Genomic DNA, 26,905 nt, shown 5'->3' on the forward strand with positions numbered 1-26,905 from the left:
GCTGGTGTCCAAATACGCCGACCATCTGCCGCTCTATCGCCAGTCGGGCATCTACGCGCGCCAGGGCGTCGACCTTGCCCGCTCCACCCTCGCCGACTGGGTCGGGCGCTCGGCCGCGCTCCTCGACCCGCTGGTCGACGCGCTCGAGCGCCACGTCATGGGTGGCGTAACCCTCCACGCCGACGACACGCCCGTGCCGGTTCTGGCCCCCGGCGCCGGTCGCACCAGGACGGGCCGGCTGTGGACCTATGTGCGCGACGAGCGCGGGGCTGGCGGCGAGGCCCCGCCTGCCGTGCTGTTTCGCTACGCGCCCGACCGCAAGGGCGAACGCCCCGTCGCGCACTTGCGAACATTCCAGGGCGATCTGCACGCCGATGGCTATGCCGGGTTCGACAGGCTCTATGGCGAGCGCATCGCAGAGGTAGCCTGTTGGGCGCATGTCAGGCGCAAGTTCTTCGACGTCCATGCCGCAACCGGCTCCGCCACGGCCCGCGAGGCGCTGGACCATATCGCCAGCCTCTATGCGGTCGAACAGGACGTGCGCGGTCGGCCCCCGGACGAGCGACGACACGTACGCCAGACCAGAGCTGGACCGCTGCTCGATGCGTTCCGTCAGTGGCTCGACGCGACCGGACCGAAGCTGTCCCGACGCTCCGACCTCGCGGTCGCCATCCGCAATGCGCTCGCCCGCTGGACGGCGCTTACCCGCTATGCGGACGATGGCCGCCTTGAGATCGACAACAATGCCGCCGAGCGCTCGTTGCGCGGTATTGCCGTCGGTCGCAAGAACTGGCTGTTCGCCGGCTCCGACCAGGGCGGCCACCGCGCCGCCGGCATCTACAGCCTTGTGGAAACCGCCAGGCTCAACGACGTCGACCCCGAGGCATGGCTGACCGACACCATCAGCCGCATCGCCGACCATCCAGCCCGCCAGATCAATGAACTGCTGCCGTGGAACTACCGTCCCGCCTGACGCGACGCCTTCACCGGACGCTTACGGGCCGCCAGCACATCTTCGTGGCGAAGCTGACGGGCGACCACCAGCGCCAGGCACTCGCGGCTGGCCTCGTCGATGATCGTGAGGATGCGGAACTTGCGCCCGTCGTGCGTCCGTGCCTCGACAAAGTCGTACGCCCAGATGTGCCCGGGATATTCCGGCCGCAGCCGAATACACGAGCCATCGTTCAACCACAGCCGACCACGTTTCGGCTGTCGCTGAGGCACCTTCAGCCCCTCGCGTCGCCAGATCCGTTCCACCCGTTTGTGGTTCACCGACCAGCCGGCCGCATGCAGCAGTGCGGTTACCCGGCGATAGCCGTAGCGCCCGTACTGCCTGGCCAGCGCGACGATGTCGTCGGTCAGCGCCTCCTCGTCATCTGCCCCACACGGCACTTTGCGCTGCGTCGACCGATGCTGCCCGAGGACGCGGCACACCCGTCGCTCGGACACATCCAGCACCTCACGCACCTGGTCGATGCACCGCCGGCGCCGTGCGGGGCTCAGAAGTTTCCCCGCGCCGCCTCCTGCAGGATCAGCTTGTCCAATGTCAGGTCCGAGATCGCGCGACGCAGCCGGAGGTTCTCCTTCTCCAAATCCTTCATCCGCCGCGCCTGATCCGTCTTCAGACCACCATATTCCTTGCGCCATCGGTAATAGGTCTGCTCGCTGACTGCGATGCGCCGGCATGCCTCGGCCGTCGTGCCGCCCTGGCCCAGCATGATCTCAACCTCACGCAGCTTGCCGATGATCTCCTCGGGCTTGTGCTTCTTCGCTGGCATTCGTCGTCCCTTCCTCGATCCAGACTGTCATAGTCGATGGACCACTCAGAAGGGGGCAGCTCACGGGGCTGGACACACCAAGCATATCCATTATGCTGGATATATGGAAAACGAGGATGCCATCTCGGCGCTGGGTGCTCTTGCACAAGGAACGCGCCTTGACACGTTCCGCCTCTTGGTACGGCACGAACCGGATGGTTTGGCTGCCGGCGATATCGCGCGTCAGCTCGACGTGCCGCAGAACACCCTGTCGGCGCACCTCGGCATCCTCGCCCGCGCTGGCCTGGTCCGCTCCGCACGGCATAGCCGCTCGATCATCTACCGTGTCGATCTGGACGGCCTGCGCGCGCTGACGCTGTTCCTCGTCAAGGACTGCTGCGCCGGCAATGCGGAGCTGTGCGCGCCGCTCGTCGCCGAACTCACCCCCTGCTGCTGAAAGGACGCCCTGTGGCCGTCGATGTCGTCGTCTATCACAACCCCGAGTGCGGCACGTCGCGCAACACGCTCGGCCTTATTCGCAACGCCGGCATCGAGCCGCACGTGGTCGAGTATCTGAAAACCCCTCCAGCCCGCGCGTTGCTGGTCGAGCTGATCGATCGCGCCTGCATGACACCCCGCGAACTGCTGCGCGAGAAGGGGACGCCCTATGCGGAGTTGGGCTTGGGCGACACGTCGCTATCCGACGACGCGCTGGTGGACGCGATGATGGCGCATCCGATCCTCATCAACCGGCCGCTGGTCGTATCGCCGCTCGGCGTGAAGCTCTGCCGGCCCTCCGAAGCCGTGCTCGACCTGCTGCCGACCAATCAGCTCGGAGCGTTCGCAAAGGAAGACGGCGAGCAAGTGGTGGACGCATCGGGCCAGCGCGTCGCCTGATGCTCCTTGCTGTCCTGATCTTCGTTGCGACGATCGCGCTCGTCATCTGGCAACCCAAAGGCCTCGGGATCGGGTGGAGCGCGATGGGCGGGGCCGTCGTGGCGCTGCTTGCAGGCGTCGTCACGCTGTCCGACGTGCCGGTGGTGTGGGGCATCGTCTGGAACGCGACAGCCGCGTTCGTCGCGATCATCGTTATCAGCCTACTCCTCGATGAAACCGGATTCTTCGAATGGGCGGCGCTCCATGTCGCGCGCTGGGGGAGGGGGCATGGTCGCCGGCTGTTCGTTCTGATCGTGCTGCTCGGTGCGGCGGTGTCCGCGCTGTTCGCCAACGACGGCGCGGCGCTGATCCTGACGCCGATCGTCATCGCCATGCTGCGGGCGCTGGGCTTCAACGACAAGGCGACGCTGGCGTTCGTCATGGCGGCGGGGTTCATCGCCGACACCGCCAGCCTACCGCTGGTCGTGTCGAACCTCGTCAACATCGTGTCGGCCGACTTCTTCCGGATCGGGTTCGGCGACTATGCGTCCGTGATGGTGCCGGTCGACCTGGTGTCGATCGCAGCGACGCTTGGCGCGCTGCTGCTGTTCTTCCGGCGCGACATACCGGCGGATTATGACGTAGGCGCGCTGCGCGCGCCGCGTGACGCGATCCGCGATGCCGCGACATTCCGCGCGGGCTGGATCGTTCTTGCACTGCTGCTCGCCGGCTTCTTCCTGCTCGAACCGCTCGGCGTCCCTGTCAGCGCCGTCGCCGCTGCCGGCGCGATCCTGCTGCTGGTGATCGCGAGGCGAGGCCATGTGATCCCAACGGCCAAGGTGCTGCGCGGCGCACCCTGGCAGGTCGTGATCTTCTCGCTCGGCATGTACCTGGTCGTCTATGGCCTGCGAAACGCCGGCCTGACCGACCATCTGGCAGCACTGCTGGATCGCACCGCGCAAGGCGGCGTGTGGGGCGCGGCGCTAGGAACGGGCGTCATCGCAGCGGTCCTGTCGTCGGTTATGAACAATATGCCGACGGTGCTGGTGGGCGCGCTCTCGATCGACGCCACGCACGCGAGCGGCGCGATCAAGGAAGCGATGATCTACGCCAATGTGATCGGCTGCGATCTCGGCCCCAAGCTGACGCCGATCGGCTCACTCGCGACGCTGCTCTGGCTCCATGTCCTCGGGCAAAAGGGCGTGCGGATCGGATGGGGCTATTACTTCCGTGTCGGCGTCACGCTCACCGTACCGGTGCTGCTCATCACGCTCGCGGCGCTTGCAATCAGGATTAGCATCGCATGACCAGAACGGTCGCCACGTTGCTCGAACCTGCCGGTCTGGCTGGCTTGGCACAATTGCTCGATGCCGCGGACCTGCCGAGTGCCGATATCGCCGATCCCGGCCGCCTGATCATCCGGATTGAGGCCGATAGCCTCGTCGGTTTCGGTGGGCTCGAGGGAGAAGGGTCCGACCGCTTGCTCCGCTCGATCGTCGTCGTCCCCGATCGACGTCGACATGGCCTCGGGCGGGTGTTGGTCGCCGCCCTCGAACGACAGGCACACGACCTCGGGGTGGAGCGCCTGCACCTCCTGACGACCACGGCCGCACCATTCTTCCGGGCGCTCGGCTATGCCGATGCCGATCGCGGCGCTGCTCCCTCGGCCATCGCCGCATCGCGCGAATTCACCGCACTGTGCCCCGCGTCGGCCGCCTACCTCGTGAAAGCCCTCTGATGCCGCTCCGCACGCTCGCCGATCCCAATATCATGCCGGCGCTCGATCCGGCCTATGCCATCCAGCGACCCGCCGTGAGGCTCGGCCCGCTCGATCCCGCGCCGCGTATCCTTCTGCTCTACGGTTCGCTGCGCGAACGGTCCTTCTCCCGGCTGTGCGTTGAGGAAGCGGCACGCCTGCTCCGGTTCTTCGGCTGCGAGACGCGCATCTTTGATCCATCGACCCTGCCGCTGCCTGACCAACATGCTGGCGACGACCATCCGGCCGTCCACGAGCTGCGCGAGCTGTCCTTATGGTCGGAAGGGCAGGTGTGGTGCAGCCCGGAGCGGCATGGCCAGATCACGAGCATTATGAAGCTTCAAATCGATCATCTGCCGCTTTCTATGGGCGGGATGCGTCCGACACAGGGGCGCACGCTGGCGGTCATGCAGGTGTCGGCCGGATCGCAATCGTTCAACAGCGTCAACACGCTGCGCGTGCTGGGTCGCTGGATGCGAATGATCACGATCCCGAACCAATCGAGCGTTGCCAAGGCGTTCAACGAGTTTGATGACGCGGGGCGCATGAAGGCGTCCAGCTACTATGACCGGATCGTGGATATGATGGAGGAACTGGTGCGGTTCACGGTGCTGCTGCGCCCGCACGCGGTTCAGCTTGTTGATCGCTACTCAGAGCGGAAAGCGGCGGGCGTGCCAATCGACCGCGCGACCGATCTGTCGAGCATAGCGATTGCGGCCAAACCGCGTGGCCGGCACGCCGTCAAGGCAGGCGGCTGATGCGACGTTTGCCGAAGCGAGCCACGCTAATGTGGTCCCGCCGGCTAATCCGGCTTGTGCTCTGCGCTTTGAGAAACCTACGGGTTTCAACCTGCGTGGCCGGCCTCCCCAGGCGTCAGCTGGATCGTCGAGCGCTACCTGTCTTGCGCTGACGCGATTATCGCTTCAGGTCGCTACAGCGACAGATGAAGGGGAGCGTGCTTGACGATGAACACCAAGGATCTGGCCAAGGACGTTGCCGCCAAGCGGGGCGTCACCGAGAAGCAGGCCCTCGAGGTCATGGCTGGGCTCCTCGAGGGTATCGCGGAGGCGGCCGCCAAGGGTGAGGAGATATCGCTTCCCGGCTTCGGCAAATTCAAGGTGAAGGACACGCCCGAGCGCTCCGGGCGCAATCCGTCGACCGGCGAGGCGATCACGATCGCGGCGTCGAAGAAAATCACATTCACGCCGGCCAAGGCGCTTAAGGACCGACTGTAGGCTTGACAGCACCGGCCGGCGTCGCCCGGCCACGTGTTGGATGTTCACGAATTATTCGCTATCTAAGGCGTTGGAGAATGACAGGCGCGTGAACACTGCCAAATCTATGCGGCTGGCCCGGCAGGTGAAGGGGAGGTTCGGCACGTGGGCGGCCGTGCGTCAGGCCTCGCGCGTCGAGAACGGCGTATATGTGGTCGATCCAAGCGCTGGCGGTGACCGCGACAGCAAGGATGTAGCGGTTCCCGCCACGGCGTAACGGCCGTGACGTTCAGCTACTCGCTGTTCCTCGCACTGCTGCTGCTTTTCCTGGGGCTCTGCTTCTGGGCAGGGTGGCGCGTCGGCGAGCGCACCGATTTCCTCAGCCCAACCCCGGACCGGCCGAACTCTACGGTGACGCTGTTCATCGTGGTGTTCGGCACCATCGCAGGGCACCTTCTGGGAACCGGCTTCTTCGCCGCCCAGGCGGCATGGTGCCGGGCGACAAGCGTCTGTTTCGACCCCGGCTTCGATCCAAATATCTATCGCGCGCTCGCCCGCGGCGGCGCTGGGGCACGCGATGCGTCCGACCTCGCGCTGGAAATGTGGCTTTTCGCGATGCTCCTCATCGGAGCCGCGACGGGCTCGATCGCGCACTGGTTGGTGCAGCGGGAAGCAGTTAGCGGGAAGACCGACGCGATCGCGTTCGGCTGGCTCAACCCGGCCGTCCAAGCGGTCAAGAAGGGAGACTCGTTTGTCGTCGCCTATGTGCTGACAAAGACGAGCCACGAGTGCTTCACGATCGCATACGAGGGCACCGTCCAGCAGCTCGCGCTGGACGAGGAACAATCGATCAGGTTCGTCGTCCTGAACGACGTCGACCGATTCCTCGTCAAGATATCTGAGAACGGCCTCGAGCGTGTGGACGCGCCGTCGACGCCGATCACGCAGCTTCAGATCACCGCGGTCGAGATCGCCAACGTCGCGCTTGAGGTAGTACGGGCGCCAGACATGGATGTTGCGGCAATCGAGGCTGAAGACGCGGGTTCATAACGCGGCGTTCGAGATCGTCAGACGTCCGTCAGACCTGTCTCCATCCATAAAGTCTAAATCCAAAAAGCTCTGCATTTAACATAATCAATATTATCGGACTAGCAAATCTGCTCTGCGGCGGAAGCACTTAGGCCGCTCTACCGGCACTCACCCGATCAGCGACACCCGCTCGCGCTGGCGTGCTTCGGCTCGGCGAGCCACGCATGAAACTGCGCCAGAATGTCGGCAACGTCCAGTCCCATTTGCCGATGGTGCATTGGCCACGAGCGCGCAGCGGCGCCAACCAGTCCTTGCAGTTCTGGATCAACATCGCCTGGACCCATTTCGGCGTGCTAGCGAGCAGCCATTCCAGTGATGGCCAGTCATAGGCGGGCCGTACCCGCAATTAGGCGGCTGACCGGCTCATCCGAAGCAGTGCGATATCCAGCGTCCCGTTTCAGGAGAACCAACACGCGCCCTGCCCGGCCACTCTCTTTTTCCAGGAAGAGGGGTTACCGGAAAATACAATGAGGGTGACGAAGCCGGTTAGATCGCTTATATGTTAGCTAGACTAACCGTAGGAGCTGCTCATGGCGACCCTCGCCAACGCCGTTGATCCGGGTGCCTTTGCCAATCTGGTGTTCGCCAGCTTGGTCGAGACCGCACGCAACAAGCCAGCCAAACAGCGTGGATCCGAGCCGGCGCCTACGGTCGACGAAACCTTATATATAGCGCCCACGGTTGAGGGCTTCTCCGCACAATATCGCACCGCCGTCGATCACGCGCTGGAGCAGCTAGCTGAAGCCGGTATTGCAACTGATCCGGATCGGCAGGCGCTCTACGCCATCGTCGACAAGCTGCTGCCCGACATTCGCACCCGACACCTCGAGCGCAAGATCGAGCAGCTCCTCGATGTGTTGGCCGACACGCATGACCCGATGGCGGAATTTCACACTGCGGTCGCGGCCGATAACACCGCGATCCGGCAGCGCTTCCTTCAGGAGGTCGAGACGCTTACCTCGGTCGAGGTTGCCGCGCGCGCCGGGCACGAAGCCAAGAACCGCCACCAGACGGCGGCGCGCTGGAAGGCGCAGGCCCGTGTCTTCGCCGTCCCCTATCAGGGGCAGGATCGCTTTCCCGCGTTCCAGTTCGATGCCGACGGCAAACCCCTTCCGCTAATCCGGCAGGTTCTCGCGGCCCTCCCCGCGAACCGCACGCCATGGCAAGTTGCTTTCTGGTTCGTATCGTCCAACTCATGGCTTGGTGGTCCCGCACCCATTGAGCGGTTCGACGAACCAGCAGCCGTTCTCGAGGCGGCAGCCCACGAAGGTGATGAGATCAGCGGGTGACGGCCCTCGCTCCGACAGGCATCGTTGCGAAACCGCCGACCGCCTTCCCGACCCACGTTACCGACCTACCGGTGGGGACGGTGCTTTGGCGCATTCACGCCGAGAAGCTTGCCGGAGACGCGTTCAATCCGGGTTTCGGCGCTTCGCGCTTCGCGCCGATCGGCCCGGTGCGCAAGCGGGTGCCGACGGCCTATGCCGCAGACGGGTTTGAGGCTGCGGTGTACGATACGATCTTCCACGATCTCGATTCCACGCAGACCTTCAAGACCTTTGCGCTGAGCAGGCTTGCCGATGTTCGCTGCTCGGTACTCCGGGTCGCCAGCCCGCTGGTGCTTCGCTCCTTTCTCGCGCCCGATCTGATGAAGCTGGGCGTCGCCCGTACCCAGCTGATCGACACGCCCGCGCGCGAATTTCCGGACACGCGGCGCTGGTCTGCGGCACTGCATCGCAAAGACGCCGCCACGCATGGGATGGTCTGGGAGTCTCGCCCCTATCCCTCGTCGCAGGCGATGATGTTGTTCGGCGATCGCGTGCCGCCTGGTGCGCTAAGCGTGGTCAGCACGTCTGGCATCGATGGTGATCCGGGGCTCGCCATGCGCTTCAAGGCGCTTGCCGATCGCTCCGGCGTGACCCTTGTCGCGTAAGATGGGAGCGAAATTTGCGGTAAAATAACGCCGTGCTGACGCTCCCGCAGGTGGGGTATCGTGGTATATGTATCTCCTAATCGACGCGTAGCGCCGGCTGCCAAGATCAGGAGCACGGGCCGTCGCGTTCCGGCCTCAAGGCCTCGTGTCCGTCACCAAGGTGGCGACCTTAAAATCGGATTGGCCTGTGGGCACACATCAAGGCGCGCGCGACACGTAAGTTCTTGCGATCAACCACCGTCTGAGCTCAACTTGCTTCTAAGAATGCATTGAGGGGGCGAACCAGTGGCGACGAATCCTTCCGAGAGGGTAGAAGCAGACCGATCTGTGATCCTGCGAGACCTCGCCGAAGACGCCTTGGCGACGTTCGAGCGGATCGTCGAGGCGGCTCTAGCTCGACACCGGCGCGTAGCTCGGCGATCTCATCGGATCGCCGCTCAGCACGTTCACCCATCTTCCAGGTGCCTTGACCCATTGAAGGAACCACTTCCCCGCCGAGCAATGTCACGTGTTTCATGTGCTTTCGTCCAATGAGATGAGTTCGACTGTTCGGTCGCGGGAGGCGGATTGGCAGATGACCACCATGTAACGATCATATCGCGGCCGGCCATCGATCGAGTGCCATTTTGGCGATGGAGAGCAGTTCGTTGATCGTAGCGCCGTCGCGCGCCTGAACGGACATGCCTTCCATGACCGTATTGATGAATTTGCCTAGCACGGCCGGATCGGTGTTGGCCGCAAGCTCGCCCTGCGCGGCGCCGCGTTGCAGACGCTCGATCAGGAGAGCCTCCGCCGCGATACGCTTGTCGCGCAGCAGGCATTCGATGGCGGCGGACGCCGGCGAAACGGCTGCCGCTGCCGAATACATGAAGCAGCCGGCCGGCGTTCCAGGTTCCGAGAATGATGACGCCGCTCGTTCCAGCAGGCCTTTGACGGCCTCGTAGGTGGACAACGCCGGATCGTTGATGGGTGAATAGAGGTGGACGCTGAACGTCGCGGCGTAGCGCTCGATCACCGCCGCAAACAGCCCCGCCTTGTTGTCAAACGCTGCATAGAGACTGGCAGCGGCGACGCCAGTCTCCGCCACCAGATCGGCCATCGATGTCGCCTCGTAGCCGCGCTGCCAGAACAGCCGCACCGCCTTGTCGAGCGCAGCGTCAGTGTCGAACACACGAGGGCGACCTGCGCGGCGACGGGCTTTCGTCTCTGTCATCTTTCGTGCACGATATGGAACGATCGATAAATAATATCTTGAAACGGGTGGTCCGTCTCCTTACAGAACGATCATTCAATAATCAAGGATTTTACAATGAGCCGCATCGTCCGCATCCACGAATATGGCGACGCCAGCGTCCTCAGGATTGAAGATGTGGCAGTCCCCGCGCCCGCGGCCGACGAAGTGCAGATCGCGGTGAAGGCGATAGGCATAAACCGCGCCGAGGTGATGTTCCGCAACCATGCCTACCTTCAGGAAGCCGAGTTCCCGAGCCGCCTTGGCTATGAGGCTGCCGGCACTGTCGTTACGGTCGGCGCGGACGTGACCGGGTTTGCGGAAGGCGAAGCCGTCAGCGTCATCCCCCCGCTCGATATCGCGCGCTGGGGCACTTATGGCGAGGTCGCCAACGTGCCCGCCCGCCTCGTCGTCAAGCATCCGGTGGCGCTGACGTTCGAGGAAGCGGCGGCCGTGTGGATGCAGTATGTCACCGCCTGGGGTGCGCTGGTGGAGCAGGCGAAACTCGGCGAGGGCGATTTCGTCATCGTCACTGCTGCCTCCAGCAGCGTCGGCCTTGCTGCCTTCCAGATTGCGCGGATGGTCGGCGCGACGGTAATCGCGACGACGCGTACCGGCGCCAAGCGCCAGGCCCTGATCGATGCCGGTGCACATCATGTCGTCGCGACCGGGGAAGAGGATCTGGTAGCGAGGGTGATGGAGATAACCGATGGTCAGGGTGCGCGCGTGGTGCTCGATCCGGTCGGAGGCCCGTCGTTCGAGCCGCTGACCGAGAGCATGGCACGCGGCGGCATCCTGCTCGAATATGGCGCGCTCAGCGGCGAACCGACGCCGTTCCCGTTGTTCTCCGTGCTGGGCAAGAGTCTCACGCTCAAGGGGTATCTCTACAGCGAGATCGTCTCGGACGATGCCGCCCTCGATCGCGCCAAGGCGTTCATCGTGGCGGGTCTGGAATCGGGCGCGCTCAAGCCGCGGATCGCGCGCACTTTCCCGCTCGACGCGATCCAGGACGCTCACCGCTTCCTCGAATCGAACGACCAGGTCGGCAAGGTCGTCGTTACGGTCTGACCTGCATACCGGGGGGAGTGAGCGATCGCTCCCCCACGAATTTGCGCTGACGCGACGGCCTCGCACCAGCAATCGGTTTAACTCAACGAGGGTATCCCAACATGAAATCTCGCGCCGCTGTAGCCTTCGAGGCGGGCAAGCCACTCGAAATCGTCGAGATCGATGTCGCCCCACCCCGGAAAGGCGAAGTCCTCATACGGGTGACGCACACCGGTGTGTGCCACACCGACGCGTACACGCTGGCGGGGAGTGATCCGGAGGGTGTTTTCCCGGTGGTTCTGGGCCACGAGGGCGCGGGCATCGTTGTCGAGGTCGGAGAAGGCGTCACCAGCGTCGGACCGGGCGATCACGTGATTCCGCTCTACACCGCCGAATGCGGCAAGTGCGACTTCTGCCTGTCGGGCAAGACCAACCTGTGCGTCGCTGTCCGCGAAACGCAAGGCAAGGGCTTGATGCCCGATGGGACCACGCGCTTTTCTTACAATGGTCAGCCCCTCTATCATTACATGGGCTGTTCAACTTTCAGTGAATATACTGTCGTCGCCGAAGTCTCGCTCGCCAAGATCAATCCCGAGGCAAACCCCGAACATGTCTGCCTGCTCGGCTGCGGCGTCACGACCGGCATCGGCGCAGTCCACAATACCGCCAAGGTCCAGCCGGGAGACTCGGTCGCCGTGTTCGGCCTCGGCGGCATCGGCCTCGCGGCGATTCAGGGTGCGCGCCAGGCGAAGGCGGGTCGCATCATCGCCATCGACACCAATCCATCCAAGTTCGAGCTGGCACGCCAGTTCGGTGCTACCGAGTGCATCAACCCCAAGGACCATGACAAGCCTATCCAGCAAGTGCTGATCGAGATGACGGGCTGGGGCATCGATCATACCTTCGAGTGCATCGGCAACGTCCACGTCATGCGCGCCGCGCTTGAATCAGCGCACCGTGGCTGGGGTCAGTCGATCGTGATTGGCGTTGCCGGCGCGGGCGAGGAAATCTCCACCCGCCCATTCCAGCTCGTCACGGGCCGCGTATGGAAGGGGTCCGCTTTCGGTGGCGTCAAGGGACGGACACAGCTCCCCGGCATGGTCGAGGATGCGATGAGAGGCGATATCGATCTGGCCCCATTCGTAACCCACACGATGGGTTTGGAGGAGATCAACGAGGCCTTCGAACTGATGCACGAAGGCAAGTCGATCCGCACGGTCATTCACTACTGACCCGCCGATCCGAAGCGGCGCGAGGCGCTCGGATCGACAACTCGGCCGTCATCATGGCCCGACCCCGGCCATGATGAAGCGCGCTCTGGCAAATGGGCAACGCGTCGCGATGCGGTAACAAGCGCCGAAGTACGGTCGTTACATGCCGATAGCGGCACGGACCAGGGCCGCCCAGCCCAGGCGCTTACCAGCGGAGTGTGTGTGGCCTCGTCGCGCGACCCAACAGGGAAAATGGTTTTATCGTAACCTTTGTCCACTGCTGGAAAAATACTTCAAAGGTGCCGAATATCGGGCCAGCCTGACCTTTGGATGTATTGAGTCGGAAAAGCATTCATCTGTTCCCCGACTGTGATGAACCACGGGCCGCACGGGCGGATAGGGCAGGAAGACTGAATTGAAGAGCAAGGATATTCACGCGACGACGCCGGCCACCGATCATGGGCATACGGGGCTGCCCGCTTGCGTGCAGGTTCGCGGCGCGCGCCAGAATAACCTCAAAAATATTGACGTCGATGTACCGCGCGACGCCTTCGTGGTGTTCACCGGCATATCGGGCTCGGGCAAGTCATCGCTCGCGTTCGGCACCCTCCCGCGAACGAATGGTGCCGTCACGTCGCGACCCATCAACGGCGCCTTATCGTTAAATTCAGAGATATGATAAGTGCAGAAGACAAGGTCATCCACTATTGCGGATGACCTGCCATATTCATCTATTCATTTCCCGATACGGCCGGGCCACCCATTCCGGATAGAAACACGAACCTTACCCTGCAGTCAGACAGCAGCTTAGGGTGCCGACCGCTCGGCTATTTCGCGGCCAGCAGGGTGAACTTGTGAATTTGCGGCGGTTCAGAAAAAAGTTCTTCTGCCTTGTCCATCAGTGCGGCGGCAACCTTGCCGTCGAGATGGGCTTGCCGATCCTCCTCTGTGTCGAACGTATCGAAGATCGCGTACGCACCGGGACCTTCCTCGATCGCATACCAGGTCAGAGTGCCCGCCTCAGCTTGAACGAGCGGCAATGCCGAGGTCAGGAAATTGGCGACATCACGCTCTTTTCCGGGCTTGGCCTTCAGTGGTACATACAGGGCAAGTTTGGGCATAAATGACTCCTCAAGTGAAACCGACAGTCATTATTCGGCAGAGTAACGGAAGAGCGGGCCGCTACGTTCCCCATGAGGCGGAGCAAACGCGGCCCCGCCTCCTCGTCGAAATCAGAACTGCTGTGCGGTCGGCCGGATGACGATCGCGTTGACGTCGACGTCATCAGGTTGTTCGACAGCGAACGCGATAGCACGCGCCACCGATGCCGCCGGGATGGCCTGCTTGTAGAAGTCCAGCACCGTCTCAGCAGCCGTACCCGACGTCGTGAACTTCAGGTCGCTCTCGACGGCTCCGGGCTCGATCGACGTGACGCGGACCTTCTCGCCCACCTCCTGGCGAAGACCTTCGCTGATCGCGCTGACGGCGAACTTGGTGCCGGAATAGACCGTGCCGCCCGGGGCGAAGACCTTGATGCCGGCGACCGAACTCAGGTTGATGATGTGGCCGCTGCCCTGCTCCAGGAAGCCGGGAAGAGCCGCGGCGATGCCGTAGAGCGTGCCCTTCAAATTGACGTCGATCATCTGGTCCCACTCGTCGGTGTTGACCTCGGCCATCGGACGGATCGGCATCAGACCGGCGTTGTTGATCAGTACGTCGAGACGGCCGAAGTCGGCGACGATCGCGGCGACGACGGTCTGGACCGCCGACTTGTCGGTGACGTCGAGCGCATAGGCGCGTGCCGTTCCGCCGTTCTCGGCGATCTGCGCGACGACCTCGTCGAGCTTGTCCTTGCGCCGTGCGGCGATGGCGACCTTCGCACCGCGTTCGGCGAGAAGACGCGCGGTCTCGGCGCCGATGCCGGTGCTCCCGCCGGTGATGAGAACAACCTTGCCTTCGATACCTTTGGTCATGACTGTGTTTCCTTCACTTCAGATGTTGATTTTTCGCTGCGTCGCGGCCCCGCGCCAGCGGTAGCCGCGTGGATGAACGAGGCCGATAAGGCCCGCGCGAAGCGCAGGTGCCAACAGGCCGATCATCCGCAGCTCCTCTATGTAGAACGGTTGTGCCAGCAGCGCCGACCCCACCCATTCTTTAAGCTTGCCCATGGCAGCACCCTTAGGTCGCGGAGACGGGGTTGAGGACAAACGTGGCGCGCTCGGCCAGATCGCCGATCTGAGAGAGGTAGTTTTGGAAGTGGGGCGTCGCGCGGTGGGCGGTAACCGCATCCGCGTCCGCGTACAGCTCGTCGAGGACGAAGCGGTTCGGATCGCTCTGGTCCTGCCAGAGATCGTAGCGCAAATTGCCCGGTTCGGCACGGCTTGGCTTTAGCATGGCGTCGAGCAGAGCGCGCAGGCGGTCGACGGTATCCGCACGGGCGGTTAGGACGGCGACGATCTTCACGTTGGCGGTCATGGCACCATATCCTGTCCTGGTTATATCCGAAGCGGGGCGCATCCTGAGCGCCCCGCCCGTCATCCTGGTACTCACGCAGCGGCGCGATCGAGGGCTTCGATCAAAGCGTCGGCCATGGCTTGGTCCGACGCCGGATTCTGACCCGTGATCAGCTCCCGGTCCACGACGACATTCGAAGCGAAGTTCTTGTCGGTGACAGAGACGTCGCCACCGGCCGACCGCAGCGCCTTTTCCATGTCGAAGAAGAGCTCGCCCTTCAGCACTTGCTCCTCAGCGATCTTCTCCTCGCTCGCCGAGAAGACGGTCATGCGGTAGCCTGAGTAGATCCAGTCTCGCGCCAGGTCGGCCGCCCCGGCGTCATCGCCTTCCTCCAGCGCCTTGCGGAAGGCCGGAGCATCGTCGAGCGTAGAAACAACGACCACCGGTCCGTGGCAGAGGAGCGCGGTCGGCTTGGCCGCCGCGTGGAAGTGACGGAGGATCGTGCCCGCATCGCGGTCCTGCATCAGATCGACGATGGGCGCGTGACCTCCCGGCACGAACACGCCAACGAAGCCGTCCAGACCCTCGTCGACGACCGATTTCAGCGTGCGGACGTCGTTCATGGCCGGGTGGCTGGCGAAGAAGTCCTTGGCGCGCTGGTATGCCGCCTCATCACCGCCAAAGTGGTCCTTCGTGTCGGAACCGGCATCGATGTGCGGCTTGGTCCCATTGGGCGTAGCGAGAACAATATCATAGCCGGCGTCGAGCAGTGCCAGCGCGGGGACTGCCGTTTCGTTGAGATACTGACCGACCGTTGCGGTACTGCCGCCACGCAGACCGAGCTGTGTCGCGTTCGATCCAAGAACGAGAACCTGACCCTTGCTCATCTGAACCTCCATGTTCGCGGCGCCCGTCGCCGATGGATGGGAAATGGGCCTAGTTGATATATTCTAGAAGTTTATCTTTCTAATGTCAGATATACGTCTGACAGGATGACTGCGTGCGCTACGATCTGAACCTGCTGCCGATCTTCGTGGCGTTGATGGAGGAGCGCAGCGTCACGCGGGCCGCCGAGCGAATGGGCATGACACAGCCCGCCCTGTCTAATGCCCTATCGCGTCTACGACTGATGCTTCAGGACCAACTGTTCGTCCGCGAGCGCTACGGCATCCAGCCGACCCCGATCGCGCTTGAACTCTCACCGCTGATCGCCGAGGCACTCGCGCAGCTTGACGACGCGGTCCTCGGTCAGCAGGCCTTCGATCCCGCACAGGCCGAACGGCTCTTCACCATCGCGCCGAACGGCTATGTCGAGTTCGTCCTGGTCCCCGCTGTCGTGGCGCGCCTGGAGAAGGTCGCGCCCGGCATCAAGCTCCGCCTGACGCCCTACGGCAACGATCTTGTGGAAACAGGCGTCGTGTCGGGCACGACGGCGCTCGTGCTGGGCCGCATCGTCGATCCGCCCGACAACCTCGTCGTCCAGCACCTGATGGACGAAGGGCTCGCCTGCGCCGTCCGCGCCGACCATCCGGGCGTCGGCGATGCCATGACGCGCGAGCAGTTCGAGGCGATGAAGCACGTCAACATCGTGCCGCCCGGACGGATGCGCGCCGGGCTGTTCCAGGCGCTGGCGCAACAGCAGCTGAAGCGCGACGTCGCAATCTCCGTGACAAACTTCTTCGCGGTAGCCGAGATGGTGGCGGTGACCGACTATTGCGCCACCTTGCCCTCGCTCATCTGCAGGCGGCTGATGCACGACCCCCGGCTGAAGATCCTGCCGGCTCCGGTCGACCTTGGCAGCTTTCCCGTGGAAATGGCTTGGCACGTCCGCTATCGGCATGATCCCGCACACCGCTGGCTACGGGCGCTGATCGGCGCGGTCATCACTGACCTCACGGGGAAGACGGCAGCGGCAGCCACGCCGTCGCCAGCCTGAGGACGATGTCGAACCGCGACGTCGCTTGTGCGTATCCCGTAGGTAACAAAATTCGCTATATAGCCTCTGACGATAGGATTTATCATGCGCGCAATCGGCTACCAGCAGCCCGGAACGATCGATCGCACAGAAGCTCTCGTCGATATCGAACTTCCCGATCCCAACGCTACCGGCCGTGATCTCCTCGTCGAGGTCAAGGCTGTCTCGGTAAACCCGGTTGACACGAAGGTGCGCGCTGGCTCGGGTTCGATCCACGGTGATTGGCGCGTCCTGGGTTGGGATGCCGCCGGTGTCGTTCGCGCGGTTGGCCCTGAAGTGCGCGGCTTCGAACCGGGCGACGAGGTGTTCTACGCGGGTAGCATCGGCCGCGATGGGACCAACGCCGAGTTGCACTTGGTCGACGAGCGCATTGTCGGGAAGAAGCCGGCTAGCCTCGATTGGGCAGAGGCAGCGGCGTTGCCGCTGACGGCGATCACTGCGTGGGAGGCCCTCTTCGAGCGATTGTCCGTGCGTACTCCTGTAGCCGGTGCAGCACATGCGCTGTTGATTGTCGGGGGTGCCGGCGGGGTAGGCTCGATGGCAATCCAGCTTGCTCGCCAGGTACCCGAGCTGATCGTCATTGCGACAGCCTCGCGCCCTGAAACGCAGGCCTGGGTGGCCGAGCTCGGTGCGCACCATGTCATCGATCATCGCCAGCCGCTGGCTCGGCAAGTGGCGAATTTGGGCATTGGCGCGCCGGCTTTCGTCTTCTCGACCACGCACACCGACGAGCATATCGAGCAGATCGCCGAGATGATCGCCCCGCAGGGACGTTTTGCGCTCATCGACGACCCCAAGACGCTCGATGTCGTACCATTCAAACGCAAGTCGGTGTCGACCCACTGGGAGTTCATGTTCACCCGGTCCATGTTCGAGACCGCTGATATGGAAACGCAGGGTCAGATCCTGTCGACCATCGCCAGCCTCGTGGACGCCGGCGACGTGCGCACAACCCTCACCGAACGGTTCTCCCCCATCAACGCCGCGAACCTCAAGCGTGCGCACCAGGCGCTTGAGAGCACTACCGCACGCGGCAAGATCGTCATCGAGGGTTGGCAGTGATGCGGTTCACGCTCACCCGCAACGTCCGCCGTGCCCGCGGCCCCCGCCGCACCAACTGAAAAGGACCAAGCCTCGGCGTTATCGATGCCAGCCATGTGCGGTTGTGGGCGTCGCTTTCGCTGGGTCACTGATATCTACAATCATAAAAGACCGTGATGTTTTGAGATAGCAGACGCGGTCCTCGGGTGAAAACTCGGGACGTCTGCTAGCTCGGCCTCTCACCAATCGGTGCCAAGAGCGGGGAGTGCTTCGGCTAAGAAGTCAATCCACGCCCGCGTCTTGGCGGCGGGGCGCCGCGTCGGGTGTGTGATGGCATATGCCGCTCCCAGCATCATAGGCGGCTCGTCCAGCTCAAGCTCGCTCAATTGGCCGGCGCGAAGCGCCTCTGCCGCAATAAAGCGTGGCCCATAGACCAGCCCTTGGCCCGCGATGGCAGCGCGAACCAAGGCCTCGCCATTGTCGGAACACATCGATCCTGAGATCGGCACCTTGATCGTCCCGTCTTTGCCGAACGCCCACGATGTCGTTCCTGCAAGCGACGCGTTGGTGTGGCCCAGGCAATCGTGATCGCCGAGATCGGCCAGGCGGGTTGGCGTTCCCCGCCTCGCCAAATAAGAGGGTGCGGCACACAACACGACGCGCATCGCCACGAGCTTGCGGGCAACAAGCGCACTGTTGGCGAGGCGCCCGATCCGTACGGCGACATCCCAACGTTCTTCCAGCAGGTCGACGTAACGATCGTTGAAGCCCAGTTCGATCGTCACTTCGGGATGACGTGCGGAGAAAGCAGGGATGAGTGAGGCAAGGTGCAGAACGCCGAAGGTGGCGGGCGCACTGACGCGCAGCAGTCCCTGCGCGGTGATCGACCGCGACGATGCCTCCGCCTCGGCTTCTCCGATCTCCATCAGGATACGTTCGGCCTTTTCGAAATAGTCGGTGCCTGCCTCGGTCAGCGACAGCCGACGCGTCGAGCGCTGGATCAGCGTGGTGCCGAGCCGCGCTTCGAGGGCGTCTAGGTGCTTGGCCGCCATCGCCGGCGACATGTGCAGATCGCGTGCGGCAGCAGAGATGCCACCGAGCCTGATCGCCCGGACGAACACGTCCATACCCGTCAATCGATCAGCCATGATTTCCTACCCGTGGTTGAAGCTGATCCTTCTACGCGAACGATTATCATTGCGCGATATCGGGCACATATTCCGGTCAACAGATCGAACAATGATCCAGGCGGCTTCCGTGGCGCCTGCACCGGAGTGTATGACCATGAGCGTCCAGCCTACCTACTTCATCCCGCATGGCGGCGGCCCCTGCTTCTTCATGGACGATCCGCGCGGCGTGTGGAGCGGTATGGAAGCGTTCCTGCGCAGCCTGCCGAACTCGCTTGCCGAGAAGCCCAAGGCCATCCTCGTCGTCTCGGGACACTGGGAGACGGACGGCTTCGCCTTCACCGGCGCCGAACGGCCCGAGCTGATCTACGACTATTACAACTTCCCGCCCCATACCTATCAGCTGCGCTACGACGTGCCGGGCGCACCAGCGCTCGCCGCCCGTGCCGCGGCTCTGCTCAAGGATGCGGGCATCCCCTCGTCTGTCGACCCGAAGCGGGGCCTGGATCACGGCGTGTTCGTGCCCCTCAAGGTCGCCTTTCCGGATGCGGACATTCCGCTGATCGAGATGTCCGTCGAGCGCGGGCTGGACCCGGCCCTCCATGTCGCTGCGGGCCGCGCCCTTGCGCCGCTGCGTGAGGAAGGTGTGCTGATCCTAGGTTCGGGCATGAGCTTCCATAACATGCGCGCCTATGGCGATCCGCGCTCGACGCCCGGCTCGCAGGCGTTCGACCAGTGGCTGGCCGAAAGCATGGAGCTGGACGGCCCACAGCGGGCCGAGCGTCTTACGCAATGGGCCGATGCGCCCTCGGCGCGGTTCGCCCATCCCCCGGCCAAGGAGGAGCATCTGCTGCCCCTGATGGTCGCGGCCGGCGCGGCCGAAGGCGAAGGCGCCCGGGTCTATGCCGAGGAAGTGCTGTCGACCGCCATCTCCGGCTTCCGTTTCAACTGATCTCAACTCTCAACGCGTCATCGAAGGAGAATTGTCATGACCATCGCCGTCACCGGCGCGACCGGCCAGCTTGGCCGCCTCGTCATCGAAAGCCTGAAGCGCAAGTCGACCGGCGAGCCGATCGTGGCGCTGGTGCGCTCGCCCGAGAAGGCCAGCGATCTGGGCGTCGAGGCACGCGCGTTCGATTACGCGCAGCCCGAGACGCTTGCTCCGGCACTGGCCGGGGTCGACACGCTGCTCCTGATCTCGTCGAGCGAAGTCGGGCAGCGCGAGCCGCAGCACCGCAACGTCATTGAGGCCGCCAAGCAGGCGGGCATCAAGCGTATCGTCTACACCAGCCTGCTCCACACCGACCGCTCGCCGATCAGCCTAGGCGAGGAGCACCGTGCGACCGAAGCGATGCTGGCATCCTCCGGCATCCCGACGACCCTCCTGCGTAATGGCTGGTACACCGAGAACTACACGGGCTCGATCCCGGCGGCTCTGGAGAATGGCGCGTTCGTCGGCAGCGCTGGCGAGGGACGCCTGTCGCTCGCGACCCGTGCCGATTATGCCGAGGCCGCAGCCGTCGTGCTGACCAGCGAGGGCCATGAGGGCAAGACCTATGAGCTGGCTGGTGACGACGCGGTGACGCTTGCCGACCTTGCCGCCGAGATCTCGCGCCAGACGGGTCGCGACATCCCGTACCGCGACCTGCCGCAGGCCGACTACGCTGCGATCCTGAAGCAGGTCGGCCTGCCCGAGGGCTTCGCCGAAGGGCTCGCGGCGTGGGACGTCGATGCCTCGAACGGCGCGCTGTTCGATGACGGCCATCAGCTCTCGAAGCTGATCGGACGTCCGACGACGCCGCTGGCCGACGCCGTGCGGGCGCAACTCGCCGCGCAGGGCTGACGTTACGCAATCCTCCGACGGTTAAAAAGCCATCCCTGGAGATAGCGCATGAACATCGACCTTTCCGGCAAAACAGCGCTCGTGACCGGTTCGACCGCCGGTATCGGCTTCGCAATCGCGAAGGGGCTGGCGGCAGCCGGGGCGATCGTCGTCCTGAACGGGCGCGACGAGAGCCGCACCCAGGAGGCGGTGGCCAGGCTGAAGCGTGAGGTCGGGGATGCCGATGTGCGCGGTGTAGCCGGAGACGTTGGAACGGAAGCCGGATGCGATGCCATCGTATCCGCGCTTCCGGCGGTCGACATCCTGGTCAACAATGCCGGCATCTTCGGCCCGCAGGACTTTTTCGAGACGCCTGACGCGGAATGGGAACGCTTCTTCAAGGTCAATGTGCTGTCGGGCGTACGCCTGTCCCGGGCCTATCTGCCGCGGATGCGCGACAAGGGCTGGGGTCGCGTGCTGTTCCTGTCCTCGGAGTCGGGCCTGAACATCCCGGCGGACATGATCCACTACGGCGTGACCAAGACCGCCGACCTCGCCCTGTCGCGTGGCCTCGCCAAGCGCATGGCGGGTACGGGTGTAACGGTGAATGCTATCCTTCCCGGTCCGACGCTCTCGGAGGGCGTATCCGAGATGCTGGCGGATGCGGTCGCCTCGGGCAAATCGTTGGAAGAGGCCGGCGCCGATTTCGTCAAGGCACACCGATCGTCCTCGATCATCCAGCGCGCTGCCACGGTCGAGGAAGTCGCCAACCTGTGCGTGTACATCGCCTCTCCACAAGCGTCCGCGACCACCGGTGCGGCGCTACGCGTTGACGGCGGTGTGGTGGATACGATCGCCTGACTTTCAGTTTGTCCTATCCCGATTGGGAAGGGCGGCCAGCACTACCAATGCGCGAGTTGCACGACATACGGCAAGGCGGGTGCCGTTTCCCGAACTGCTTGTCGAGCGTGGCGAAACGGAAAGCCAGACCGCCAGAAAATCGACCGGGGCTGTTGAAAAATGCGCCGCTGGTGGCCGGTCCGGTTGAGGGCGAGATGACACCCCAAGGTTTCGGGATCCCGTCTCGCATGGGATCCCAATCGGAACGGGGGCCGCGGTAGCCAACGTCAGCTATGCGCCTTGCTTTACCCAAAAGCGGCCGGTCCGCTAACCACCAGAATTTCTAGGTTCCGTTACCGACCTCCCGCCAGGCTAATCCGGTTACCAAGATGGCGAAAGGCGCGATCACGACAGGTAAGCAGGATGACCTGCATTCGCGTTGCTGCCTCCGTCAGAATCTCGGTCATAAGATCGAGGCGGGTATCGTCCGAATAGACCAGCGGGTCGTCCAGGATCAGCGAGACCGGCATGCCCTGCTCGAGGAGCATGTCGGCAAAGGCAAGCCGCGTGAGGACTGCCAGCTGTTCCTGCGTGCCCCTGGAGAGATCGCCGCAACCCTCGGCTAATCCGCCCCGCGCAATCGACGCCAGGCCAAGGTCGTCGCCAAAGCCGGGGTCCGCGCCCGGCAGCAGCCGTTCGATGTGCCGGCGCGCACGCCGCGCCACAGGCCCGACGAACGTCCGTGACGTCTCGGCGCGTGCGCTCTCCAAAGTGTCGCGAAGCAACTTCAGCGTTTCGGCTTCCTGCGTCACACGTGCCAGATTGGCAGCTGCGGCATCAGCCTCCTCACGCGCAACTGCGGCGCGGTCGGCCAGCCCCTTGCCGCCTTCCGCCTCGATCCGCGCCTCGAGCCCGGCAATCACCTTTTCCAGGTCGGTACGCTGGGCCCGGGCCACCTCGACCCGCTTGTCCAGCAGTCCGATCTGCCGTTCGATCGTCACAACGTCATGCGCAGTCGCCGCGCGTTCGGCATCCTGCAGGTTGACGAGCGCTGCCGCCTCCTGCTGGCGCGCATCGCGCAAAGCGTCGTCAAGCGAGGCCACCTCGGACTTGGCTTCCAGGGTGGCAAGCTGGGCCGCGACATTCAGCGCATCCCGCTCGGCGCCAGCTTCCTGAACCATCAATGGAGCATTGCGCGCCTCCACCTCGCGCAACTGCTCGGATGCCACCGCATCGACACCTTCAGCCTTTGCCAGCGCTATATCCGCCTCACGTGACGCGATCGTCAGCGCCTCGACGTCTGGTTCTTCGCCACTCCCCTCCCCTTCCGCGCCTTCCCGCAATCCGGCGATGAAAAGTTTCAGGGCCGAAGCACCCGCCTCGACGTCGAGCAGCGTCACGGCAGGCGTGATCCCGGCGATCCGCGCTTCAAGCGTGCGAAGGTTGGCGACCGCGTCTCGTGCCGCCTCGTTACGATCACGAGCCGCAGCGACACTCTCCACCCCGTGCTCAGCCAAGGCTGAGTTCAGATCATCGGTCGCATTGGCGAGTGCCGTCTCGGCGCCTTGCAGCCCGACCGGCGGACGGATGATCAGTTCGGCATCGCCCAGTCTGATGCGCGTCTCGCGAGACAGCATGCGGTCTCCACGCTCCGCCGCAGCTCCGTCGATCGTCAGACCGCTGACATCACCGGCGAACTCTATCCGCGTCGCACCGGCATCCATAGCCGCCCGCGCCTTGTCCACGGCACGTTCACGTTCTTCGAGGGCCTTGATGACGGTGGCAGGGATCGTCGCAGTCGCGAGCTGTCGCGTCGCTTCGTATTCGGCCTCCAGCCCAACCAACTCGGTATAACGCCGTCGTGCCTCGCCGATTGCCCCCCGGCGCTCGCGCTCCGCAGCCCGAATCCGAGCAGCATCAAGTGCCGCGTGAGCGGTCCGCCGAGTGTCACGAGCACGGGTTAGCAGCTCACGGGCTATCCTCGCTCTTTCCTGTGCGGCCGCCAGCTCCCCGACCAAGCCGGATCGACTATCCCGTGCCTTGCTGAGCGCCGTAGCCGTGTCGCTGACAGCTTTGCGGGCGGTTGCGAGGCGCGATGCGAGATCCTCAAGGGCCCTGACGCGTTCGACAAGGCGGCCGTGCTCTGCGCGGCGTGTGTCGAGCAGCTGAGCGGCAGAGCGCGCCACATCGAGCTGGCCTACCAGCGTCCGACGCTGCTCAGCATCGGTGGTATCGGCAAGATCGCGGTCTAGCACCTTTAGCCGCGCTCGCGCAGCCTCGAGATCGGAGAAGCCTTGTTCCAAGGCGGCAAGCCGAGTGGCCGCCTCGCTCGCGGCGCGTTGTGCTGCCTCATGCTCGTCGCGTGCCGCGGTCTGGCGACCGGTCGGCCGACCGCTGTTGGTCCAGTATTCCGCGAACTGGCTGTCGATGCGGGGACGAACACGCTGGTAGGCGGCACCGCCCATGATCGTGCCGACCTCAGCTTCCAGCGTAGCGCGAACGCTGTCGCGCACGATCTCACCCGGCGCCGTCACTTCAAGCGCCTGTGCCTGCCCGACCCACAGCAGGCCGAGTGCGCCGTGGGCGGCCGCGTCGCCGCCCTGGCTGGTGTCGCGACGCGCACCGAGCAGTGCTTGCAGCTGCGCCTCGGCATCCTCGCCCTGCGCACGCCCGTTCGGTCCCCGAACCTCAACCGAAGCACTTTTCAGGAAGCGCTTGCTGACTTCCCACGCCTCACCTTTCGCCTCGAAGCCGATCTCGATCTGCGGAGCGACGGCCTCACCGTAAGGCGCATAGCTACGCGCAAGCCGGTTGGCGGTGTTGTGCCGGATGAAGAAGGCGGCGCGCATCGCTTCCAGCAGCGTCGACTTACCAGTTTCGTTGGGCTCGATGATGACGTTGAGCCCGTTGGTCAGCCCGTCGAGCACGAAGGGGTCGCGGTATTTGCGGAAGTTTGAAAGCGCAACGCGCCGGATTCGAAGGCTCATGCCGCGTCCTGCCCACGCTGATGTTCCACAAACAGGCGCTCAAGCGCGCGCCTGGCAATGGCGCCGTCGCTGCTACCGGCCTCTATCATGCTCATCAGCTTGCCCGCGGCCGTACCTATCATTCCCTCGACCCGCAGGTCTGCCAAATCCTGTTCGCTCGGCCGACCGACGAGATCGTCGGCGGTAACCACCAGATGGCGCAGGCGATGGCGCAGGTCATTGTCGAGACGCGCAAGGATCGCGATACGATCGGACAAACTGACGATACCCGAGAGCGAGAGCTGCAGGAGGGTTGCCGATGGTTCGACCTGCGCAAGCAGCCGGTCGCACTCGGCGGCAAAGCCCTCCGCGTCGGCCACCGTCCACGAGCGCATCAGCCACTGGAACCTGCCAGTACGGATTGGCGATACCGACGGCTCCGCCCCTGCCTCAAGCGTCACGAGCAGAGCGTAGCCCGGCTCATCCCGCTGGAAGCGGTCGGTTTCTGGCGTTCCTGAGTACCAGGTGCGCGCATCGACCCTGAGGCTCCCGTGCCAGTCGCCGAGCGCAAGATAGTCGAGGTTGGAGCGCTGCGCGCGATCAGGTGCGATCTGGTTCTGCGCCTCGCCGCGCGACGAGAAGTCGCGGATCGAGCCGTGAGCGAGACCGATGCGCGAGCGCGCGCCTGGCGTCTCCATCGTGTCGAACAGCGCGGTTGGATCGTCGAGATTGTGCCGGTGGGTTAGCGGTGCCGGCAGCAGCCACTGCCCGGGCTCCAACTCGCATGGCACCGGCTCGGCGAGGACGCGGACATTGGCGGCGCCCTTGGCGCGGACACGGTCCCACAAGCCGCTATTGCGGGCGAAGTCGTGGTTGCCGGGCAGCAGCCACCAGGTACAGGCATAGCGCTGCATTCGCGATACCGCCTGCACGATCACACGGTCTTCTGGTCCTTCGGTATCGAACACATCGCCGGCGACCAGTACGTGCCTGACCTCATGCTCCGCTGCCGCCTTGCCGATCGCGTCAATCGCATCGAATCGGGCTTCGCTGAGGGCAGCGCGCACATCGCTGTCGAAGCGGCCGTATGGCTTGCCGAGTTGCCAGTCTGCTGTGTGGATCAGGCGTAGCATCGAAACCTTCTGGCGGTGTGGGCCATGGCAGTCGAGCCGAGCCCCCTACCCGCTCCCCTAACCCTTGACCGTACGAAGTCAGCGGATCGCGACAACCTTGACCTCGACGGCGTCGGCGACCTTCTTCCAATTCTGGTCGCTGGTCCATGCGGGCAGACCGTCGCGCCGTGCGAGTGCCAGGCAGAAACGGTCACCGAGACTGAGCCCCGCCTCGGCTGTGGCCGCCCGCAACCGCCCAGCGATCTGCGCGAGCGCCTTGTCGGCCGGCACGACCGTCAGCGGCAATGGATCAAGCATCGCATCGACTTCGCGCTCGGGCATGCCGGCATGGACGAAGTGGCTGACGACCTCGGCATAGTTGACGCTGCTCACTCGCGCGCCACCGATTTCCGCCGCAACTTTTGCCGCGCCGCGCTCGCCCTTGAGCATCGCGATGATCGCAGACGCGTCAAGCACCACGCTCATTCGCCGCTCTCTTCCCGACGTCGGGCGAGAAAAGCGTCAACAGAAGCGTCAGGGTTACCGCCGGTGTACTGCTTGGCCAGGGCTTGGGCACGTGCCACTGCCTGACTTGCTGTTCGCAAGACCACACCATCTTCGGTTTCGTCGAGGTAGACCGCACCACCGCCACTCAGACCGAGGCGCTTCCGGACGTCCGCTGGCAGACTCATGCGCCCGTTAGGGGTAATATTAATTTGCAAGGTCATGTTAGCACGTCAGCCCCGATGCACCACTTCGATGCAATATAGCTAAAACGTCCGCCTACGACAACAATGTCGCTCTTGCGCCTATCTTCCACTCCAATGTCATGCTTGTCCTTACGTGTCACACCGCTACGATCCTGCCAGATGCGCTTTTTAGGAGGTGCGTTTTGGGTATACCCGTATAGCACTACCGGGTCTCAGTACACTTTCCGTGTGCTACAGGTTCAAAGGTACCACTCTCAATTTTGGTGCGTTTTGCATGCGATGAGCTAGCTATAAAAGACCATACGCACCGATCCATAGATCCGAAGCGCCCGATCATCGTCGACCCGTAAGACGGGATCGATTTCTTTCTCGCCAGTAGCCCGCGGTGTGTCACGTGGCACACCGTTGGTCGCGGAAGCCGAACCTCGCGCCGCGATCCACGCGGTAGCGGCGTCGATGCGTTTCAAGGCGGGCGCTGGGGCTACCGCACCGAACGGCCACGGTGCCGGCGGGCCCGTGTTCCTCGCGAAGGGCACACCATCGGACTACCTGTGGATCCCGGACATTTGAAAGTTTGGCCGCTCCCCGGATGGATGGGGCGAGACGTACGTGTCGCGCCGCTGGTCGTCGGTGTGAACACGCTCGCGGCATCAAGCACCAACTCTCCGGTCGAAAGCCCACAACCTGCATGACACGGCGTTGAACGTCATGTACCCCGTCATCATGGGTATGCTCCAACAACCA

The 26,905-nt window shown here is 63.9% G+C and carries 30 protein-coding genes and 2 pseudogenes; 20 read left to right on the forward strand and 12 right to left on the reverse strand.

Annotation, left to right across the window (positions count from 1 at the left end; all coding sequences use genetic code 11):
- Nucleotides 1-973 (forward strand): IS66 family transposase (locus Q0L57_RS18600; RefSeq protein ID WP_296744625.1); only part of this gene is annotated, 973 nt, incomplete at its 5' end.
- Between the two features lie 29 nt (nucleotides 974-1,002).
- Here the strand turns inward: Q0L57_RS18600 and Q0L57_RS18605 are convergent.
- Nucleotides 1,003-1,778, reverse strand: a pseudogene (locus Q0L57_RS18605) (IS3 family transposase); the annotation flags it as partial.
- 103 nt (nucleotides 1,779-1,881) lie between these two features.
- Between Q0L57_RS18605 and Q0L57_RS18610 the strand changes: the two are divergent.
- The 11 genes from Q0L57_RS18610 to Q0L57_RS18660 all read left to right on the forward strand — a co-directional run bounded on the left by Q0L57_RS18610 (nucleotide 1,882) and on the right by Q0L57_RS18660 (nucleotide 8,625).
- The gene (locus Q0L57_RS18610; RefSeq protein ID WP_042469209.1) at nucleotides 1,882-2,214 is read left to right on the forward strand and encodes a metalloregulator ArsR/SmtB family transcription factor; all 333 of its coding nucleotides are present in this window, start codon (nucleotides 1,882-1,884) and stop codon (nucleotides 2,212-2,214) included.
- 11 nt (nucleotides 2,215-2,225) lie between these two features.
- A complete protein-coding gene (arsC, locus tag Q0L57_RS18615) occupies nucleotides 2,226-2,654 on the forward strand; it encodes an arsenate reductase (glutaredoxin) (protein WP_042469211.1) in 429 nt (142 codons plus the stop codon).
- Nucleotides 2,654-3,940 (forward strand): arsenic transporter, encoded by a 1,287-nt coding sequence (locus tag Q0L57_RS18620; RefSeq protein ID WP_184106163.1) that lies wholly within the window; start codon nucleotides 2,654-2,656, stop codon nucleotides 3,938-3,940. The genes arsC and Q0L57_RS18620 overlap by 1 nt, the downstream gene beginning before the upstream one ends.
- Entirely contained in the window at nucleotides 3,937-4,371 is a 435-nt protein-coding gene (gene arsN2, locus Q0L57_RS18625) for an arsenic resistance N-acetyltransferase ArsN2 (RefSeq protein WP_042469214.1), read from the forward strand. The genes Q0L57_RS18620 and arsN2 overlap by 4 nt, the downstream gene beginning before the upstream one ends.
- Complete coding sequence (gene arsH / locus Q0L57_RS18630; RefSeq protein ID WP_042469215.1) at nucleotides 4,371-5,147, forward strand: arsenical resistance protein ArsH; 777 nt, start codon at nucleotides 4,371-4,373, stop codon at nucleotides 5,145-5,147. The genes arsN2 and arsH overlap by 1 nt, the downstream gene beginning before the upstream one ends.
- Before the next feature lie 207 nt (nucleotides 5,148-5,354).
- Nucleotides 5,355-5,624, forward strand: a complete 270-nt coding sequence (locus Q0L57_RS18635; RefSeq protein ID WP_042469217.1) for an HU family DNA-binding protein — start codon at nucleotides 5,355-5,357, stop codon at nucleotides 5,622-5,624.
- An 88-nt stretch (nucleotides 5,625-5,712) separates the two neighbouring features.
- Nucleotides 5,713-5,880, forward strand: coding sequence for a hypothetical protein (locus tag Q0L57_RS18640; RefSeq protein WP_157105538.1), 168 nt, complete (start codon nucleotides 5,713-5,715; stop codon nucleotides 5,878-5,880).
- 134 nt (nucleotides 5,881-6,014) lie between these two features.
- Nucleotides 6,015-6,653 carry a hypothetical protein gene (locus Q0L57_RS18645; protein WP_232318418.1) on the forward strand — a complete coding sequence of 213 codons (639 nt, stop codon included), beginning with the start codon at nucleotides 6,015-6,017 and terminating at the stop codon, nucleotides 6,651-6,653.
- A 203-nt stretch (nucleotides 6,654-6,856) separates the two neighbouring features.
- Nucleotides 6,857-7,021 (forward strand): hypothetical protein, encoded by a 165-nt coding sequence (locus Q0L57_RS18650; RefSeq protein WP_156477767.1) that lies wholly within the window; start codon nucleotides 6,857-6,859, stop codon nucleotides 7,019-7,021.
- 201 nt (nucleotides 7,022-7,222) lie between these two features.
- Complete coding sequence (locus Q0L57_RS18655) at nucleotides 7,223-7,981, forward strand: hypothetical protein (protein WP_052814282.1); 759 nt, start codon at nucleotides 7,223-7,225, stop codon at nucleotides 7,979-7,981.
- Complete coding sequence (locus Q0L57_RS18660) at nucleotides 7,978-8,625, forward strand: RES family NAD+ phosphorylase (protein WP_043061441.1); 648 nt, start codon at nucleotides 7,978-7,980, stop codon at nucleotides 8,623-8,625. The genes Q0L57_RS18655 and Q0L57_RS18660 overlap by 4 nt, the downstream gene beginning before the upstream one ends.
- Before the next feature lie 592 nt (nucleotides 8,626-9,217).
- Here Q0L57_RS18660 and Q0L57_RS18665 read toward each other — a convergent pair.
- The gene (locus tag Q0L57_RS18665; RefSeq protein ID WP_241769373.1) at nucleotides 9,218-9,796 is read right to left on the reverse strand and encodes a TetR/AcrR family transcriptional regulator; all 579 of its coding nucleotides are present in this window, start codon (nucleotides 9,794-9,796) and stop codon (nucleotides 9,218-9,220) included.
- A gap of 138 nt (nucleotides 9,797-9,934) precedes the next feature.
- On the opposite strand from Q0L57_RS18665, the gene Q0L57_RS18670 reads away from it, so the two are divergent.
- The 3 genes and pseudogenes from Q0L57_RS18670 to Q0L57_RS18680 form a co-directional block, all read left to right on the forward strand.
- Nucleotides 9,935-10,924 carry a zinc-dependent alcohol dehydrogenase family protein gene (locus Q0L57_RS18670; protein ID WP_043061439.1) on the forward strand — a complete coding sequence of 330 codons (990 nt, stop codon included), beginning with the start codon at nucleotides 9,935-9,937 and terminating at the stop codon, nucleotides 10,922-10,924.
- A 101-nt stretch (nucleotides 10,925-11,025) separates the two neighbouring features.
- Complete coding sequence (locus tag Q0L57_RS18675; RefSeq protein WP_043061438.1) at nucleotides 11,026-12,135, forward strand: S-(hydroxymethyl)glutathione dehydrogenase/class III alcohol dehydrogenase; 1,110 nt, start codon at nucleotides 11,026-11,028, stop codon at nucleotides 12,133-12,135.
- Between the two features lie 409 nt (nucleotides 12,136-12,544).
- Nucleotides 12,545-12,724 (forward strand): annotated as a pseudogene (locus Q0L57_RS18680) (hypothetical protein); the annotation flags it as partial.
- 217 nt (nucleotides 12,725-12,941) lie between these two features.
- Here the strand turns inward: Q0L57_RS18680 and Q0L57_RS18685 are convergent.
- The 5 genes from Q0L57_RS18685 to Q0L57_RS18705 all read right to left on the reverse strand — a co-directional run bounded on the left by Q0L57_RS18685 (nucleotide 12,942) and on the right by Q0L57_RS18705 (nucleotide 15,455).
- Nucleotides 12,942-13,235, reverse strand: coding sequence for a putative quinol monooxygenase (locus Q0L57_RS18685; protein ID WP_037093999.1), 294 nt, complete (start codon nucleotides 13,233-13,235; stop codon nucleotides 12,942-12,944).
- A gap of 111 nt (nucleotides 13,236-13,346) precedes the next feature.
- A complete protein-coding gene (locus tag Q0L57_RS18690) occupies nucleotides 13,347-14,087 on the reverse strand; it encodes an SDR family oxidoreductase (RefSeq protein WP_043061436.1) in 741 nt (246 codons plus the stop codon).
- Between the two features lie 18 nt (nucleotides 14,088-14,105).
- The gene (locus Q0L57_RS18695; protein ID WP_156477766.1) at nucleotides 14,106-14,282 is read right to left on the reverse strand and encodes a hypothetical protein; all 177 of its coding nucleotides are present in this window, start codon (nucleotides 14,280-14,282) and stop codon (nucleotides 14,106-14,108) included.
- Between the two features lie 10 nt (nucleotides 14,283-14,292).
- Nucleotides 14,293-14,589 (reverse strand): putative quinol monooxygenase, encoded by a 297-nt coding sequence (locus Q0L57_RS18700; RefSeq protein ID WP_043061435.1) that lies wholly within the window; start codon nucleotides 14,587-14,589, stop codon nucleotides 14,293-14,295.
- Nucleotides 14,590-14,660: 71 nt separating this feature from the next.
- A complete protein-coding gene (locus Q0L57_RS18705) occupies nucleotides 14,661-15,455 on the reverse strand; it encodes a type 1 glutamine amidotransferase domain-containing protein (protein ID WP_061780455.1) in 795 nt (264 codons plus the stop codon).
- 113 nt (nucleotides 15,456-15,568) lie between these two features.
- Between Q0L57_RS18705 and Q0L57_RS18710 the strand changes: the two genes are divergently transcribed.
- Both Q0L57_RS18710 and Q0L57_RS18715 read left to right on the forward strand, forming a co-directional pair.
- Nucleotides 15,569-16,504 (forward strand): LysR family transcriptional regulator, encoded by a 936-nt coding sequence (locus Q0L57_RS18710; RefSeq protein WP_043061434.1) that lies wholly within the window; start codon nucleotides 15,569-15,571, stop codon nucleotides 16,502-16,504.
- Nucleotides 16,505-16,588: 84 nt separating this feature from the next.
- Nucleotides 16,589-17,605, forward strand: coding sequence for a zinc-binding alcohol dehydrogenase family protein (locus tag Q0L57_RS18715; RefSeq protein WP_043061433.1), 1,017 nt, complete (start codon nucleotides 16,589-16,591; stop codon nucleotides 17,603-17,605).
- A gap of 218 nt (nucleotides 17,606-17,823) precedes the next feature.
- On the opposite strand, the gene Q0L57_RS18720 is transcribed toward Q0L57_RS18715, so the two are convergent.
- A complete protein-coding gene (locus Q0L57_RS18720; RefSeq protein WP_043061432.1) occupies nucleotides 17,824-18,732 on the reverse strand; it encodes a LysR family transcriptional regulator in 909 nt (302 codons plus the stop codon).
- A gap of 136 nt (nucleotides 18,733-18,868) precedes the next feature.
- Here Q0L57_RS18720 and Q0L57_RS18725 point away from each other — a divergent pair, with 136 nt between their 5' ends.
- From Q0L57_RS18725 to Q0L57_RS18735, 3 genes are read left to right on the forward strand one after another with little or no spacing between them, the layout of a single operon-like run.
- A complete protein-coding gene (locus Q0L57_RS18725; protein ID WP_043061444.1) occupies nucleotides 18,869-19,663 on the forward strand; it encodes a class III extradiol ring-cleavage dioxygenase in 795 nt (264 codons plus the stop codon).
- A gap of 36 nt (nucleotides 19,664-19,699) precedes the next feature.
- On the forward strand, nucleotides 19,700-20,554 hold the full coding sequence (locus tag Q0L57_RS18730) for an SDR family oxidoreductase (protein ID WP_043061431.1): 855 nt from the start codon (nucleotides 19,700-19,702) through the stop codon (nucleotides 20,552-20,554).
- 48 nt (nucleotides 20,555-20,602) lie between these two features.
- Nucleotides 20,603-21,394, forward strand: coding sequence for an SDR family oxidoreductase (locus tag Q0L57_RS18735; RefSeq protein WP_061780454.1), 792 nt, complete (start codon nucleotides 20,603-20,605; stop codon nucleotides 21,392-21,394).
- A gap of 332 nt (nucleotides 21,395-21,726) precedes the next feature.
- On the opposite strand, the gene Q0L57_RS18740 is transcribed toward Q0L57_RS18735, so the two are convergent.
- The 4 genes from Q0L57_RS18740 to Q0L57_RS18755 form a co-directional block, all read right to left on the reverse strand.
- Complete coding sequence (locus Q0L57_RS18740; protein WP_061780453.1) at nucleotides 21,727-24,360, reverse strand: AAA family ATPase; 2,634 nt, start codon at nucleotides 24,358-24,360, stop codon at nucleotides 21,727-21,729.
- Complete coding sequence (locus Q0L57_RS18745; protein ID WP_296744626.1) at nucleotides 24,357-25,472, reverse strand: DNA repair exonuclease; 1,116 nt, start codon at nucleotides 25,470-25,472, stop codon at nucleotides 24,357-24,359. Before Q0L57_RS18745 ends, Q0L57_RS18740 begins: the two co-directional genes overlap by 4 nt.
- A gap of 78 nt (nucleotides 25,473-25,550) precedes the next feature.
- Nucleotides 25,551-25,937: a type II toxin-antitoxin system VapC family toxin gene (locus Q0L57_RS18750; protein WP_043061448.1), complete on the reverse strand. Its 387-nt coding sequence runs from the start codon at nucleotides 25,935-25,937 to the stop codon at nucleotides 25,551-25,553.
- Nucleotides 25,934-26,179 carry an AbrB/MazE/SpoVT family DNA-binding domain-containing protein gene (locus Q0L57_RS18755; protein WP_022676113.1) on the reverse strand — a complete coding sequence of 82 codons (246 nt, stop codon included), beginning with the start codon at nucleotides 26,177-26,179 and terminating at the stop codon, nucleotides 25,934-25,936. Before Q0L57_RS18755 ends, Q0L57_RS18750 begins: the two co-directional genes overlap by 4 nt.
- Between the last annotated feature and the right edge of the window lie 726 nt (nucleotides 26,180-26,905).

It is taken from the genome of Mesorhizobium sp., from assembly GCF_024509055.1.
Taxonomy (GTDB): domain Bacteria; phylum Pseudomonadota; class Alphaproteobacteria; order Rhizobiales; family Rhizobiaceae; genus Mesorhizobium.

Excerpts from the sequence above, each read along its gene's own strand:
- Q0L57_RS18720 (WP_043061432.1), bottom strand. The coding sequence starts at position 18,732 with ATGGCTGATCGATTGACGGGTATGGACGTGTTCGTCCGGGCGATCAGG.
- Q0L57_RS18635 (WP_042469217.1), top strand. The coding sequence starts at position 5,355 with ATGAACACCAAGGATCTGGCCAAGGACGTTGCCGCCAAGCGGGGCGTC.
- arsH (WP_042469215.1), top strand. The coding sequence starts at position 4,371 with ATGCCGCTCCGCACGCTCGCCGATCCCAATATCATGCCGGCGCTCGAT.
- Q0L57_RS18620 (WP_184106163.1), top strand. The coding sequence starts at position 2,654 with ATGCTCCTTGCTGTCCTGATCTTCGTTGCGACGATCGCGCTCGTCATC.
- Q0L57_RS18650 (WP_156477767.1), top strand. The coding sequence starts at position 6,857 with ATGAAACTGCGCCAGAATGTCGGCAACGTCCAGTCCCATTTGCCGATG.
- Q0L57_RS18705 (WP_061780455.1), bottom strand. The coding sequence starts at position 15,455 with ATGAGCAAGGGTCAGGTTCTCGTTCTTGGATCGAACGCGACACAGCTC.
- Q0L57_RS18755 (WP_022676113.1), bottom strand. The coding sequence starts at position 26,179 with ATGACCTTGCAAATTAATATTACCCCTAACGGGCGCATGAGTCTGCCA.
- Q0L57_RS18675 (WP_043061438.1), top strand. The coding sequence starts at position 11,026 with ATGAAATCTCGCGCCGCTGTAGCCTTCGAGGCGGGCAAGCCACTCGAA.
- Q0L57_RS18695 (WP_156477766.1), bottom strand. The coding sequence starts at position 14,282 with ATGGGCAAGCTTAAAGAATGGGTGGGGTCGGCGCTGCTGGCACAACCG.
- Q0L57_RS18740 (WP_061780453.1), bottom strand. The coding sequence starts at position 24,360 with ATGAGCCTTCGAATCCGGCGCGTTGCGCTTTCAAACTTCCGCAAATAC.
- Q0L57_RS18730 (WP_043061431.1), top strand. The coding sequence starts at position 19,700 with ATGACCATCGCCGTCACCGGCGCGACCGGCCAGCTTGGCCGCCTCGTC.
- Q0L57_RS18655 (WP_052814282.1), top strand. The coding sequence starts at position 7,223 with ATGGCGACCCTCGCCAACGCCGTTGATCCGGGTGCCTTTGCCAATCTG.
- Q0L57_RS18690 (WP_043061436.1), bottom strand. The coding sequence starts at position 14,087 with ATGACCAAAGGTATCGAAGGCAAGGTTGTTCTCATCACCGGCGGGAGC.
- Q0L57_RS18610 (WP_042469209.1), top strand. The coding sequence starts at position 1,882 with ATGGAAAACGAGGATGCCATCTCGGCGCTGGGTGCTCTTGCACAAGGA.
- arsN2 (WP_042469214.1), top strand. The coding sequence starts at position 3,937 with ATGACCAGAACGGTCGCCACGTTGCTCGAACCTGCCGGTCTGGCTGGC.
- Q0L57_RS18725 (WP_043061444.1), top strand. The coding sequence starts at position 18,869 with ATGAGCGTCCAGCCTACCTACTTCATCCCGCATGGCGGCGGCCCCTGC.
- Q0L57_RS18715 (WP_043061433.1), top strand. The coding sequence starts at position 16,589 with ATGCGCGCAATCGGCTACCAGCAGCCCGGAACGATCGATCGCACAGAA.
- Q0L57_RS18670 (WP_043061439.1), top strand. The coding sequence starts at position 9,935 with ATGAGCCGCATCGTCCGCATCCACGAATATGGCGACGCCAGCGTCCTC.
- Q0L57_RS18750 (WP_043061448.1), bottom strand. The coding sequence starts at position 25,937 with ATGAGCGTGGTGCTTGACGCGTCTGCGATCATCGCGATGCTCAAGGGC.
- Q0L57_RS18700 (WP_043061435.1), bottom strand. The coding sequence starts at position 14,589 with ATGACCGCCAACGTGAAGATCGTCGCCGTCCTAACCGCCCGTGCGGAT.
- Q0L57_RS18685 (WP_037093999.1), bottom strand. The coding sequence starts at position 13,235 with ATGCCCAAACTTGCCCTGTATGTACCACTGAAGGCCAAGCCCGGAAAA.
- Q0L57_RS18735 (WP_061780454.1), top strand. The coding sequence starts at position 20,603 with ATGAACATCGACCTTTCCGGCAAAACAGCGCTCGTGACCGGTTCGACC.
- Q0L57_RS18745 (WP_296744626.1), bottom strand. The coding sequence starts at position 25,472 with ATGCTACGCCTGATCCACACAGCAGACTGGCAACTCGGCAAGCCATAC.